We start from the raw sequence: 13437 nt of genomic DNA, 5'->3' as shown, positions 1-13437 counted from the left end.
GCTCGCGCCTTGGGGCTTTTTATTTAGGCTGATTGACGTTAACGTTAAAGAAAACGTGAGGAATAATAACAATGACCGTGATGACTGCTGAGCAGATTGAGCACTTTCTGGATGAAGTCTTTCCCCAGCGAATGGGCAAGATAGAGAGCGTGGGCGAGATGCGCGCCACAATGCGCTTAGCGATTGATAATGAACATCTACGCCCTGGGCCGCGCGTTTCCGGACCTACGATGATGGGGTTTGCGGATGTGGCCATGTATGTCGCTATTTTGGCCCAGATTGGCCCTGAATCGATGGCGGTCACCAGCGATTTTAACTGCCACTTTCTGCGCGCGGCTTCCGGTGACCACGACATTATCGCCCACGCCAAGCTGATCAAACTCGGCCGCCGCCTAGCGGTGGGCGAAGTACAGATTTTTTCAGCCAGCGATGACACACGCCCCGTAGTGCATGTCACCGCCAGCTATGCACTGCCTGACACCCTACCCAACAACGCTTAATGCAACCGCTGATTAAGGCGCCAGGGTCATAAACGGGGTATCTTCCTGGTCGGTAAACGCATACACATTGTAAGGGGCCTCTTGCGGCCCCGGCATGCCCGGCGTACCAATGGGCATACCGGCCAAGCCAATGCCGTCGATATCAGGTTGCGTTTCAAACAGTGCCTGCACCGCGTCCATCGGCACATGGCCCTCAATCCAGTACTCACCTATTTCGATGGTATGGCACGATCCTAAACCATAGGGAACACCCGCCTGCTGTTTGATATCACTCAGTTCAGCGTCATCCACGATAGTGACATCAATACCCAGCTCTTCAAGATGGCGTGCATAAGCATCGCAGCAGCCGCACTGAGGGTTTTTGTACAAGGTCGCCTCGGCGGGCAGTGCCGCGTGCGCCGAGGTCGCCCCGAGAATTAGAGCACTAGATAGGAATATTGAGGTGGTTAAGCGGCTCATAAATACCCTCCTGATTAAGAGCGAATAAAAAACGTTGGTAAGCGACGCAACATCCAATTGAAAGCTTACAACCTGTGTGTCGCCCCAAGGTCAAGCTAGCTCAACGCTCAGTGTTAGGGAGTTGATCGATCATGTGATCCAGCGTCATCGGGTACTCACGTATCCGGACACCGGTGGCATTGTAGATCGCGTTGCCAATCGCAGCCGCTACGCCGCAAATACCCAGCTCACCCACCCCTTTTGCTTTTAGGGGCGATGAAGCAGCATCGGTGGTCTCTAAAAAGATGACCTCCTGCTCGGGAATATCCGCATGTACCGCCACTTCGTAGCCTGCTAGGTCGTGGTTGACGAAGAAGCCGCGCCCGGTATCCACGCTCATGCCCTCGGTCAAGGCAGCGCCTACGCCCATGGTCATGCCGCCAATTACCTGGCTGCGCGCCGTGATGGGATTGAGGATGCGCCCTGCATCGCACACGGCCAGCATACGCCGCACGCGAGTTTCCCCGGTGTAGGCATTCACGGCCACCTCGATAAAGTGCGCGCCGAAGGTGCCGATCTCCAGCTCATCCTTGAAGTCGCCAAAGTTGATCGAATCCTCAGCCACTATCTCTTCGCCATCGGCTATGTCGGCCAGCGCCAGATCTTTCTGTCCGGAAACCACGCGGCCATTTTCAAAGCGCGCCTCGTCAACGTTTAGGCGCTTGGCGATCTGCTCTTGAAGCGCCACACAGGCAGCATATACGCCAGCGGTGGCGCTAGTCGCACCAAACTGCCCGCCTGAGCCGGAGGAGGTTGGATAGGCGCTATTGCCAAGGCGCACTTCTACATCCTGCATCTCCATGCCCATGGTTTCTGCCGCCGTTTGGGTCAGGATGGTGTAGGAGCCGGTACCGATATCGGTCATATCGGTTTCCACAATCAGCCGCCCTTTCTGCAAGCGCACCCGCGCGCCCGAGGTCATGGTGGGCGCACCGCGATAGGCACCAGCCATGCCGTGGCCAATCAGCCACTGGCCTTCGCGCCGACCGCCCGGTTGAAGGTTACGCTCAGCCCAGCCGAAGGCATCGGCGCCCTTACGCAGGCACTCCACAAAGTGGCGATCGCTGAAGGGTTTCGATGGCTCCTCGGGATTGACCTGGGTGTCGTTGAGAATCCTGAACGCCACGGGGTCCATGCCGAGCTTCTCCGCCATCTCGTCCATGGCGATCTCCAGCACCGCCAGCCCCGAGGCTTCGCCGGGCGCACGCATGTCCGCCGATTCGGGCAGCCCCATATCGATAGGATGGTGCGCCACACGACGGTTTTCGCCCGCATAGAAGCAGCGGGTCTGGTTGACCGCGTCTTCACCGCTGCCGCCGGGCAGCGTATGGGAAACGGCAGCATGGTCGAAAGCGGTAATCTTGCCATCTGACCCGGCCGCGATGCGCAGACGCTGAATAGTGCCGGAACGATGCGTGGCGTTATTGAAGATCATTGGGCGCGGCAGAGCCACCTTGACCGGCCGCCCGGTCTCGCGCGAGCCAAGCGCCGCCAGCACCGCATCGGCGCGTAGCCACAGCTTGCCGCCAAAGCCACCGCCCACGTAAGGGCTTTCCAGGCGGATTCTGTCAGCATCAATATCAAAGGTGGTGGCGAGCGCCTGGCGCGTCCACTCGATCATCTGGTTCGAGGTCCATACCGTCATCTGCTCACCATCGGACCAGTCAACAATCGAGGCGTGAGGCTCCATCATGGCGTGGCTTTGCGAGGCGGTGCGGTAGGTTTCATCCAGCGTGACCGGCGCGGCGGCAAACGCCGCATCCACATCGCCGACGTTTGCCACCGGCTCGCCGGTGCTCTGAAGGCGCGTCCAGGCATCTTCAAGATCAAACACGCCCTTCGCCTCTTCGTAGCGCACCTCGATCAATGACGCCGCACCACGCGCCTGCTCCAAGGTATCGGCAACCACCACCGCGATGGCCTGATGGTAGTGCTCAACGGTGGCGCCGCCGAACAGGTGGGCCACGTTGCTGTCTGCACGCGCCAGGGGCTCAAGCTCCAGTGTGGTAATAACGGCCGCCACGCCGGGGGCAGCGCGGGCAGCCGAGGCGTCCATATGAGTGATTTTCCCTCGGGCAATCGTTGCGCACACGGGGTAACCCACCAGTTGGTTGGCTGCCACGTCATGCCGCTCGTAAGCGTAGGGCGCGCGGCCGGTTACCTTGAGCAGACCGTCGATCCGCGCGTGGGGCTTGCCGATAACGCGGGCATGATCGAACAGGTTATCTTCCGTTGATTGATTAAAATCCATGGGTCACTCCTGAGCCAGCAGCGCGGCGAGCGTTCGCTCTGCTAAGGTAAGCTTGTAGGCGTTCTCTTGCGTTGGGCGGGCGCCGTCCAGTAAACGGGCCATGACAGCGGATGCGCCCTGCGGTAACGCCGCGTCGGCGTCATCACGGCGCCAGGGCTTGGGAGCTACACCGCCCAGGGCAACGCGCCCCGTTCCATCGGGGGCTTGAATCAGCGCAACGGACACCAGCGCAAAGGCGTAGGAGGCCCGGTCGCGCACTTTGTAGTAGGCGTGGCGGCCCTCAACGGGGGGCGGCAGCAGTACGGCGGTGATCATTTCGCCTGTTTGCAGCGCTGTCTCCACCTCCGGCGTATCGCCAGGCAGTTGATAGAACTCATCCAGCGTCAGGCGGCGTGTTTCACCGGTTGACGTCACTGTTTCCACTTCGGCATCCAGCACGCGCAGGGCAACGGCCATATCAGAGGGGTGCGTGGCAATACACGCATCGGACGTGCCGATAATGCCCAGCTGACGCGTGGTGGCTCCTTCGCTTAACGCTGCGCAGCCCGCCCCAGGCGAGCGCTTATTGCAGGGCATGCCAGTGTCATAAAAGTAGCCACAGCGCGTGCGCTGGAGCAGGTTGCCGCCGGTGGTCGCTTTGTTACGCAGCTGGCCGGAGGCACCCGACACCAGCGCCCGACTCAATACCGCGTAGTCCTTACGAATCCGGGTATCCGCCGAGAGCGCGGCGTTGCTAACCAGCGCGCCAATGCGCAGCCCGCCCTCATCCGTTGGTGTAATATCGTCAAGACCCGTGCCCCCTACGTCGATCAGGTGCTTGGGAATTTCGATCTCATGCTTCATCAAATCCAGCAGGTTAGTGCCGCCCGCAATAAACTTGGCGCCCGGCACTTCCGCCGCACGGGCTGCCGCCTGGGCTGGGTCGCTGACGCGTTCATAGGAAAAGGCTTTCATGAGCGCGCCTCCGCAACCTGGTTGATGGCCTTGAGAATGTTGGCGTAGGCGCCGCAGCGGCAAAGATTGCCTGACATCCGCTCGCGAATTTCCGCATCGCTGATCTCAATAGGCGCATTCAAATCTTTGGTAACATGGCTTGGCAGCCCCGCTTGAATCTCTTCAAGCACCGCCTTGGCCGAGCAGATCTGCCCCGGCGTGCAGTAGCCGCACTGAAAAGCGTCATGATCGACAAAGGCTTGCTGCATGGGATCAAGATGGTCGACCTCAGCCGCCCCTTCGATGGTCGAAATATCATCATCTTCATGCATGACCGCAAGGGACAAGCAGGCGTTGATGCGTTCGCCGTTCACCAACACCGTGCAGGCGCCACACTGGCCGTGGTCACAGCCTTTCTTGGTGCCCGTAAGCTTTAGATGCTCACGCAGGGCATCCAGCAGCGTTGTGCGGTTATCCAGGGTTAACGTATGCCGTTCACCATTGACGGTTAGTGAAAAGGTGCTGCTATCGGGGTTCACGGTCTTGGGGTGTCTTTCGACGTTATTAGAGGGGTTCATTGCTATATGCCTTCCTTGCGCGTTGCTTTCGCTTATTTAGTGCCATAAGGCCTTTAGCATAGACACGATTACGCCAGGCAGCCCAACTCTGTGTCCAAACCTTGTAAAACTAAACCTCTAACGGCGTCAGTTGCGCTACGCTATGACACGTCTATCCACGCAAGACAGGCCATGGATGCCGCTTGCTCACTATTGGAAACGTTTGAAATGCAGCATTTGGACTTGCAGGTTATCGATCAAGCGCTTACCTGGTCCCAGGAGGGTGAAACGGTCTGGCTGTGCACCGTGCTCGCCACGTTTGGCTCATCGCCCCGCGCCCCCGGCGCCTGGATGGCGGTGACCAGGGACGGCAGGCACCTGGGGTCGCTCTCCGGCGGCTGTGTGGAAGATGATTTCATCAAGCGCCTGGCCGAAGGGCAGTTTGAAACACCGGCGACCATTATACGCTACGGCGATGCAGAGGACGCTCAGGGCGGACATATCGCGCTGCCCTGCGGCGGCATTCTAGAGGTACTGGTTGAGCGCCTGCCGGCCACACCGGATATACGGGAGCACCTTGGCACGCTGAAAGCGACGCTTGAAGGCCACCGCCAGTTGATGCGCCATGTCGATATTCACGCTGGCACCCGACACTTTACCGACGACACCACACTGGGGCCGCGGGTGGTCTGGCCCAGTGAAGAGGGTGCGCCGAACCGGGTAACAATGCGGCTCGCGCCCGCACGGCGGCTGATCATTGCTGGCATTTCGCCCGTTTCCAGCGCCTGTGCCTCATTTGCCGCCACGTTAGGGTTTGAGGTCATTGTCTGCGACCCCGACGAAGCCGCCTGTCAGGCGTTTGATGTTCCAGGGGTAACAGTCATAGCGCAACTGCCTTCCCAGTACATTGCCGCCAACGGCTGCCACGGCGCCACGGCCATTGTGGCGCTCACCCATGATCCACGTATAGATGACCTGGCGATGATGGAAGCGGTGCGCACACCTGCGTTTTATATCGGCGTGATGGGCTCAAAGCGCACCTCTACTGCGCGCGCTGAGCGGCTGATTCGCTCAGGAGGGCTGACCGAAGAGCAAGTCGAGCGATTGCATATGCCGATTGGTCTAGCGCTAGGCAGCATGACCCCGGCGGAAATTGCCCTCGCTATCATGGCGGATATCGTCCGGGTCCAATACGGAAAAGCTACCAATGAGCTCTAGCAATGTCGTCGCCCTGGTGATGGCGGCTGGCTACTCGCGCCGATTTGGTGAGGATGACAAGCGCTGCGCGACCTTAACCGACGGACGCTCGCTGTTGGCAGCCTCTGTCGCGAATGCCGAGCAAGCCTTTCCTATACTGCGCGTGGCAATCCGCGAAGAGGATGATGCGGCCTCGCTCGGCCTTACAGAAAGCACGTCGTTGATTCGACTCCATCAGGCGCACCTTGGGTTGGGGGCAAGCCTCGCCGAGGCGGTGGCCGCGCTTAGCCACGACGCCCGCCTGAATAGCGTCGAGGCAGTCGCGATTTTATTGGGCGATATGCCCTGGATTCAGCAGGAGACGCTGCTGTCGTTACAGCGGCTAGCCACTCGCGACACTATCGTGCGGCCCTGCCATGAAGGCAAGCCGGGGCATCCGGTTATATTTGGGCGTACGCTTTGGCCCGCGTTTACAACGCTAAACGGCCATACGGGGGCCAAAGAGATTATTCGCAACAACGCCGCATACTACCGTGAGTATCACGTGCAGGATGCGGGCACGATGATGGATATCGACGTGCCCGCTCACTTAGCGTCATCAAAACACGCTACCCCTGACGGAGCGTAATGCGGGTTAGCTCTGAGGGCTTGCCGAGGCGTAAAGCAAACCCTGGCCATAAGCCTGTACCGTTATTGACGTAAAGCGTCATGTCTTGAATATTATAAACGCCTGAAACGAAACCATTGTTAGCGCTGGCAACCAGTCGATCGAAGCCTAGTATCATCCCACCATGAGTATGTCCGGAGAGCTGCAGATCTACACCAGCCGTGGCCGCAGCCACCGCATTGCGGGGCTGATGATCCAGCATAATAATCGGCGAGTCGCTCGGTGCCTCTGCTATCGCCTCCTCGACATTCGGCGCAGCAAAAGCATGCCTGGCGGCCGTAAAATCCGTCACTCCCGCAAGGACCAAGTTCGCCCCCTCGTTGTCGATCACAACATGTTGATTTGCCAATACCTGCATGCCGAGCGACTGGTAATACTCCATCCACTGCGGGTAACCAAAATAGTACTCATGATTACCCGGAATGGTATAGACACCGTCGGGCGCTGAAAGCGCTTGTAAAGGCGCCACATCTGCGCGACGCAAATCCAGGTCGCCATCGATCAGGTCGCCGGTGATGACGATTAAATTTGGCTCCAGCGCATTGGCCTGCGACACCACCGCTTCAACCCACGGGGCTTCAAACAGTCGGCTAATATGCAGATCGGTTAACTGCACAATTTCGTAGCCTTCAAACTGAGAGGGCAACCCTTGAATGGTAACCTCGATATCCTTCACCAGCGGCACCCGCGCTGCTTGGCTGACGGCGAAAGCAGCCACGCCTAACGCCAATGCCCCCATGCTGTAACGCAATGAAGAAGGAATGGCGACACGCCTTCTTTTTACCGCCATCAGCATCAGCGCTATCGCATCAACCACTAGCTGAAACACTGCTAGAAACAGCATCGTGCCGAAAATCCAATTGACGATCAGTACGATGGCTCTTGGCACCTCGGGAGAGAACATGGAGCCAAACGCCATCAAGGTAAGCCAATGATGCTGAGCTACCAGTAACAGCGCAACGCTGAGCAGACCTTTAAACCAGAGCGGCCATTTGAGTGGCACTAAATAGCGAAGAATAACAATCAGGCAGGGTATGGCGACGACAAAATGAAACATAGAGATGCTCATGAAAAGGAAGAAGCGCGGCGCATAGCCACGCGAATATTTGGCCTACAAAGGTGCTTACTGCTTGGCCATCAGTGCGACGACCGCCAGCGCCAGCCACCCGGCCATTAATAAAACGCCGCCAATAGGCGTCACAATGCCGAGGCTTAGCCCAGCCAAGGCCATTAAGTAGAGTGAGCCTGAAAAACTCACCACCCCCAGCGACCACAGCGCCAGCACCCAGCGCTGCCCCGCCAGCGGATGCACTCGGCGCCACACCAGTACGATCATCATGGCTAGGGTGTGCCACGCCTGGTAACGCACGCCGGTTTCGACGGCACTCACCATGACCTCGGTCGTGCGCGCCGCCAAGCCGTGTGCCGCATAGGCACCCAGCATCACCAGCATGGCGCCTGAAATCGCCGCTATACACCACCACACTTTATCTGTTTGTTGCACACTGCTCTCCTGTCTCACTTTCATGCTCCCAACTTCGCTTCGCCCACCGCGCTGATTATACCCACGGCGTACCTTGCGCGCCGCTAAACCGCTACAATAGAGAATGAACTGCCATGACGAATGAGACGCGCCCTATTATGTCTATACAGATACGTCTAAACGGTGAACCGCATACACTGGCCACCGGCCTAACCGCCGCCGACCTAGTGGAACAGCTGGGTCTTAGTGGCCGTCGTATAGCCGTGGAAATTAACGAAGAGATTGTCCCCCGCAGCCAACACGCCGACACCCACTTGGCCGATGGCGACCACGTGGAAGTGGTTCACGCGATTGGCGGTGGCTAAAGGAAATACTATGACGCAATTAACGCATGAACCGCTCACTGATACGCCGCTAACCATTGCCGGACACGATTTTCGTTCGCGCCTGCTGGTGGGCACTGGCAAATACAAAGACTTTACCGAAACCGGCGCTGCCATTGCCCAGAGCGGTGCCGAGATCGTGACGTTTGCCGTACGCCGCACCAACTTGGGCCAGGACGCCGAGGCGCCCAATCTGCTAGATGTTATCTCGCCCGAGCGCTACACCCTGCTGCCCAATACCGCTGGTTGCTACAACGCGAAAGATGCCGTGCGCACCTGCCGTTTGGCCCGCGAGCTGCTTGATGGCCACAACCTGGTCAAACTGGAAGTGCTCGGCGATGACCACACGCTCTACCCCAACGTGGTAGAGACCCTGAAAGCCGCTGAAACGCTGCTTGCCGACGGTTTCGACGTGATGGTTTACACCAGCGATGACCCTATTGTGGCACGCGAACTCGAAGCCATGGGCTGCTGCGCCATCATGCCACTGGGCTCGCTGATTGGCTCTGGCCACGGCATTCAAAACCCGCACAACGTGCGCTTGATTGTTGAGCAGAGCAACGTTCCGGTGCTGGTGGATGCGGGCATTGGCACGGCGTCGGATGCCGCCATGGCGATGGAGCTCGGCTGTGACGGCGTACTGTTGAACAGTGCCATTGCCCATGCTCGCGACCCGCTACGCATGGCCAACGCCATGAAACTAGCCGTGGAAGCCGGCCGCGACGCGTTTTTAGCTGGCCGTATGCCGCGCCGCCAGTCCGCCGATCCCTCTTCTCCTTTCGCCGGCCGTATTAACGGCTGATACAGAGACACCATGACCGATACGAACAATGCCGCGCCCGAAGGCAACGCCACCACCAACCCCGAAAGCCAGGATGCCCCGCTGCATCGTCGCGGCATTAAAAGCTATGTAATCCGCGCGGGCCGCATGACCCAGGCACAAAACCGGGGGCTAGAAGACGTTTGGCCACGCTTCGGCCTGACCATTGCCGACGGCCGTCAAGACCTGGACGTGCTGTTCGGGCGCCAAGCGCCGCGCGTAGTCGAAATCGGCTTTGGCATGGGCAACTCACTGATTGAGCAGGCCGAAACCCACCCGGATACCGACTTTATCGGTATCGAAGTGCACGCCCCTGGCGTTGGCAAACTATTAGATGAAGTGGATAAACGCGGCCTGACTAACCTGCGAGTTTACCGCGAAGATGCCCTGGCCGTGCTAGAGCAGTGCCTGCCGGAAGGCTCGCTAACCACGCTGCAGCTGTTCTTCCCTGACCCCTGGCCGAAGAAAAAGCATCACAAGCGGCGTATCGTGCAGCCAGCCTTTGTTGAGCTGATTCGCACTCGTCTGATGCCCGGCGGCACCTTCCATCTAGCTACGGACTGGGAAGCCTACGCGGAGTGGATGGTGGAAGTGATGGAAGCGGCCCCCGGTTATGCCAATACCGCTAGCACAGAGACCGCCCCCTACGTGCCGCGCCCGGCCTTCCGCCCGCTCACCAAGTTTGAAGCCCGCGGCGAAAAACTCGGCCACGGCGTGTGGGATTTGATTTATCGGCGAGAGGGGTAACGCCTTACTCTTTAAGCGGTTCAATCGGCTCCCAATCTGAACGATTGGCCAGAAACTCAGGCCTGGGCCGATTACCGCAGTAAGGGTCATGAAGGGTATTTTCAACGCTGTTATAAACAAAGAACAGATTACTTCTCGGCCAGCAGGACATATTCGTGTTGGAGCCGTGCATAGTATTGCTTTCGAAAATCACCAGCGAACCAGCGGGCCCCTTGGGCGCTTCAATATCGTTCTCCAACATTAATTCGCGCAGGCTGCTGGCTGGCGGCACTCCCACCTCTTGGCTTTTGAGTGACTCTTTGTAGTTATTCTCCGGCGTTCGCCCTACACAGGGAACAAAGTAGCGGTGCGAACCAGGAATCAACATCAGTGGCCCATTAAACTCACCGTTATCGGTGAGCACGATGGAACAGCTAAGCGCGCGCATGCGCGGCATGCCATCTTCGCTATGCCACGTCTCAAAGTCTGAATGCCAATCAAACCCTTTGCCTTTGAACCCGGGCTTATAGTTGATTCGTGACTGATGGATATAGACATCGCTGCCCAGCAATTGCTTGACGATCGCCAACAGCTTGGGGTCCTGGGTCAGACGTTGGAAACGCTTGGACACTTCATGAATACCGAACACGGTGCGTATCTCTTCACGCCCTGGTTCAAGAATCGTGCCTTCTGAAAGCTTAAGATCGGCATCATCTTCGTACTCACGCAGCTCTTGAAGAAACACCTGCATATCGTCGGCGTCAAAAAAACCTTCAAAGGAGAGAAATCCCTTTTTCTCATACTCCTCAATTTGCGACCTATTCAGCGGCCCATCAGCAAGCTGGGATTCATCGCCATATACCACGGGATCGATGCGTTCAAACATTCCCAATTTTCGCTCCAAGCGAGTAGGGAAAAGATCTTGGGTATCGTTCATGGTCAACTCCTCCATTAGCATGCGTTTAAAAAGCGCTTTTAAGCATTACGTATAAAACGTAGACGCCAAAACGCACCTCAGCAATGCCCTTTGGAGGTCGCCGAAAAGCCAGCATTAGAAATGGGGAGGTTAGCAGGGTGTAGAAAAAAGAAAGCCGCTCCATTGGAGCGGCAAAAAAAGACCGTGACTAGCAATGAGAGGGAGAAACCATGACAGTTAACTGGCGATAATGTTTACCGAGTAGCTGTCTTGGCTGCCAAGCGTCTCATCAAACGCTGACAATCACACTATAATCATTCTCATTTACCTCGTCAATACAAATACGAATATTTTTTATTTACCTTTTGAGTCTGCCTATCCATCAGCTTACCAATCGCAGCCAAAACGGTAGCGTCGCCATGGCCAATAGGGTTTGTCCGGTGATAATGGCCGCCATCAGTTCAGCATCGCCGCCCAGTTGGCGGGCTAAAATATAGGCAGACGTAGCGGTGGGCAGCGCTGCAAACAGGAGCGCCACGTCACGACTGACCGGATCTAGTTGCAACACCCAGGTTAATACCAAGACAAACGCGGGCATCAGCAGCAGCTTAACGCTATTGGTAGCCAGCACGCCGCGGTCAATCCGCAGCAACGCCGCCGGGCGCAGCGCTACCCCCACCGCTACCAGCCCCAGTGGCAACGCCGCACGCCCCAATAGCTCGACCGTGTCCTGACTCCAACCAGGTAAACCGACACCGGAAAGGTTCAGGCCAATACCAATAAGGCAAGCAAGGATTAGCGGATTTTTAATCAGCGCCATTGCGCTTTTACCCACGCTAGCGCCGCCCAGAGTGCCAGCGGCCACAAAGCTAGCCACACACATCACGTTAACTACCGGTACCATTAGTGCCACCGCGACGGCTGCAGTGGTCGCTCCTAAGCTGCCGTGTAGCGCAGCGGCACCAGCAACGCCCACATAAGTATTAAAGCGTACCGCCCCTTGAAACACCGAGGTAAACGCAGCGGGTGTAAGCCGTAACCAGCCTCGTAAACGCCAAAGCAGTATGCCAAACAATGCCATTGCGCCCAGCAATACCAGTGCTAGGCGGCCTACAGGCACTTGGCTCACATCGGCAGTCGCCAACGTTCCCACCAGCATGGCGGGGAACAGTACAAAATAGATAAGCCGCTCCATCTGCGGCCAGAAAGTATCGCTAGGCCAACGCCAATAGCCGAGCATGGCGCCCAGTAAAATCAATAAAAACAGGGGGCCTAAAGCGCCAGTGATACTCTCCATTTGCGTCCCTTTTGCCTGCGACATCCCAGCACAGCGATATCGGCTCGATTACTGTTACCATGGCGAAACACCCGCCTCACGGCTTGCGTAGCGATTATTCTGCCATGAAGATGATATCAAAACCTGCACACCCGGCAGGCTTTCCTGCTTTAAGGGTACTGATACTGGTCACTGGTATAGCGCTGGCTGCCTGTGCTTGGTATGCCTTTGCCCATTGGTTGCACCGCGATAGCGATGTGACCTGGTTTCCGCCTGCGGCAAGCTGCAACTTGCATACAGCGCCTTGTTCCGCCACGTTGGGCGATAAAGGCCGCATCACCCTCCATGTTCAAGCGAGTGGGCAGATTGATGCATTAGAGGTATTACCACTGGAAGTTGAGGTTGACGGCGTTACGGCCACTCAGGTTGACGTTGATTTTGTTGGCCGTGATATGGACTTAGGGCTGCACCGTTTTGCCCTCAGCGCAGGCGCGCCCGGCCATTTTCAAGGCCAAGGCCAAGTGGGGATTTGCACCCAAACCGTTATGCCCTGGCGAGCGCGTGTCATACTGGACACTGCAGAAGGTAAAGTGGGTAGTTGGTTCGATTTTGACGTTATTCGGAGTTAACGCACATGGCACGTAAACCGTTATGGCTGGGCGCTGGTGTCGCCGCTGTATTAATTGTGGTCAGTGGCATCGGCCTCTATCACTACGCTTTTGCCCCCAAGGATGGCGAACCTGTAGGTGGCCCTGTGGAAATGCCTTCGACCCAGGGAGATTTTTCGCTGACCCAGCTGGATGACGATCAGCTAGCCATTTTGTCGTTTGGTTACACGTTCTGCCCCGACATATGCCCGATGACCCAGTCGGTCAAACGCCAAGCCTTGGCTCAACTCTCTGAGGAACAGCGCGAGCGGGTGGTGCCGGTGATGATTACCGTTGACCCCGAACGCGACACCATAGAGCGCATGCAGGAGTACATGGGCTTTTTCGGCGAGGAGTTCATTGGTGCGGTAGGTAGTCAGGAGCAGCTTGAAGATGTTGCGTCGCGCTATGGCGTGATATGGCGAAAAGTCGAAGCGCCGGATTCGGCAATGGCATACACTATCGATCACAGCGCCTCGCTTTTTTTAGTCAATCGCGAAGGCGAGATATTGCAGCGAGTGCTCTATTCGCCAACTCCCCATGGGTTAGTCTCGGCATTAGAGAGCGAACTGGGCAGTTAGTC

16 protein-coding genes are annotated in these 13437 nt (G+C 57.4%); 8 read left to right on the top strand and 8 right to left on the bottom strand.

The features are described from left to right. The first annotated feature begins 71 nt into the window (after nt 1–71). Nucleotides 72–500 carry a PaaI family thioesterase gene (locus tag V8L70_RS10465; protein WP_101146875.1) on the top strand — a complete coding sequence of 143 codons (429 nt, stop codon included), beginning with the start codon at nt 72–74 and terminating at the stop codon, nt 498–500. Between the two features lie 12 nt (nt 501–512). On the opposite strand, the gene V8L70_RS10460 is transcribed toward V8L70_RS10465, so the two are convergent. From V8L70_RS10460 to V8L70_RS10445, 4 genes are all read right to left on the bottom strand, one after another. Beyond that, nucleotides 513–959, bottom strand: coding sequence for a DUF411 domain-containing protein (locus tag V8L70_RS10460; protein WP_101146876.1), 447 nt, complete (start codon nt 957–959; stop codon nt 513–515). A gap of 100 nt (nt 960–1059) precedes the next feature. Next, entirely contained in the window at nt 1060–3249 is a 2190-nt protein-coding gene (paoC, locus tag V8L70_RS10455; protein WP_101146877.1) for an aldehyde oxidoreductase molybdenum-binding subunit PaoC, read from the bottom strand. A gap of 3 nt (nt 3250–3252) precedes the next feature. After that, nucleotides 3253–4203: an FAD binding domain-containing protein gene (locus tag V8L70_RS10450; protein ID WP_101146878.1), complete on the bottom strand. Its 951-nt coding sequence runs from the start codon at nt 4201–4203 to the stop codon at nt 3253–3255. Continuing rightward, complete coding sequence (locus tag V8L70_RS10445; RefSeq protein WP_101146879.1) at nt 4200–4760, bottom strand: 2Fe-2S iron-sulfur cluster-binding protein; 561 nt, start codon at nt 4758–4760, stop codon at nt 4200–4202. Before V8L70_RS10445 ends, V8L70_RS10450 begins: the two co-directional genes overlap by 4 nt. A gap of 171 nt (nt 4761–4931) precedes the next feature. Between V8L70_RS10445 and V8L70_RS10440 the strand changes: the two genes are divergently transcribed. Both V8L70_RS10440 and V8L70_RS10435 read left to right on the top strand, forming a co-directional pair. Further along, nucleotides 4932–5957: an XdhC family protein gene (locus V8L70_RS10440; RefSeq protein WP_232774923.1), complete on the top strand. Its 1026-nt coding sequence runs from the start codon at nt 4932–4934 to the stop codon at nt 5955–5957. Continuing rightward, the gene (locus V8L70_RS10435) at nt 5947–6564 is read left to right on the top strand and encodes a nucleotidyltransferase family protein (protein ID WP_101146880.1); all 618 of its coding nucleotides are present in this window, start codon (nt 5947–5949) and stop codon (nt 6562–6564) included. The genes V8L70_RS10440 and V8L70_RS10435 overlap by 11 nt, the downstream gene beginning before the upstream one ends. On the opposite strand, the gene V8L70_RS10430 is transcribed toward V8L70_RS10435, so the two are convergent. Together V8L70_RS10430 and V8L70_RS10425 are read right to left on the bottom strand one after the other, a co-directional pair. Next, nucleotides 6545–7660: a metallophosphoesterase gene (locus V8L70_RS10430; protein WP_101146881.1), complete on the bottom strand. Its 1116-nt coding sequence runs from the start codon at nt 7658–7660 to the stop codon at nt 6545–6547. The genes V8L70_RS10435 and V8L70_RS10430 overlap by 20 nt on opposite strands. A 66-nt stretch (nt 7661–7726) precedes the next feature. Continuing rightward, complete coding sequence (locus V8L70_RS10425; protein ID WP_101146882.1) at nt 7727–8107, bottom strand: DUF423 domain-containing protein; 381 nt, start codon at nt 8105–8107, stop codon at nt 7727–7729. A gap of 137 nt (nt 8108–8244) precedes the next feature. Between V8L70_RS10425 and thiS the strand changes: the two genes are divergently transcribed. The 3 genes from thiS to trmB are packed head-to-tail and all read left to right on the top strand — an operon-like array spanning nt 8245 to nt 10036. Beyond that, nucleotides 8245–8451, top strand: a complete 207-nt coding sequence (thiS, locus tag V8L70_RS10420; RefSeq protein ID WP_101146935.1) for a sulfur carrier protein ThiS — start codon at nt 8245–8247, stop codon at nt 8449–8451. A gap of 10 nt (nt 8452–8461) precedes the next feature. Further along, a complete protein-coding gene (locus tag V8L70_RS10415; protein ID WP_101146883.1) occupies nt 8462–9271 on the top strand; it encodes a thiazole synthase in 810 nt (269 codons plus the stop codon). Between the two features lie 12 nt (nt 9272–9283). Next, entirely contained in the window at nt 9284–10036 is a 753-nt protein-coding gene (gene trmB / locus V8L70_RS10410) for a tRNA (guanosine(46)-N7)-methyltransferase TrmB (RefSeq protein ID WP_101146884.1), read from the top strand. Between the two features lie 4 nt (nt 10037–10040). Here trmB and thpD read toward each other — a convergent pair whose 3' ends face one another. After that, nucleotides 10041–10952, bottom strand: coding sequence for an ectoine hydroxylase (gene thpD / locus V8L70_RS10405; protein ID WP_101146885.1), 912 nt, complete (start codon nt 10950–10952; stop codon nt 10041–10043). Between the two features lie 361 nt (nt 10953–11313). Continuing rightward, nucleotides 11314–12228: an AEC family transporter gene (locus V8L70_RS10400; protein ID WP_101146886.1), complete on the bottom strand. Its 915-nt coding sequence runs from the start codon at nt 12226–12228 to the stop codon at nt 11314–11316. A 104-nt stretch (nt 12229–12332) separates the two neighbouring features. Here V8L70_RS10400 and V8L70_RS10395 point away from each other — a divergent pair, with 104 nt between their 5' ends. Together V8L70_RS10395 and V8L70_RS10390 are read left to right on the top strand one after the other, a co-directional pair. Next, nucleotides 12333–12836: a hypothetical protein gene (locus tag V8L70_RS10395; RefSeq protein WP_232774924.1), complete on the top strand. Its 504-nt coding sequence runs from the start codon at nt 12333–12335 to the stop codon at nt 12834–12836. 5 nt (nt 12837–12841) lie between these two features. Next, a complete protein-coding gene (locus V8L70_RS10390) occupies nt 12842–13435 on the top strand; it encodes an SCO family protein (protein ID WP_008956530.1) in 594 nt (197 codons plus the stop codon). The last annotated feature ends 2 nt before the right edge of the window (nt 13436–13437 follow it).

The sequence above is a fragment of the Vreelandella arctica genome (assembly GCF_037070215.1).
Lineage (GTDB): Bacteria > Pseudomonadota > Gammaproteobacteria > Pseudomonadales > Halomonadaceae > Vreelandella > Vreelandella arctica.
The sequence above is the reverse complement of the archived record's forward strand: the minus strand, read 5'-3'. Positions and strand labels throughout refer to the sequence as shown.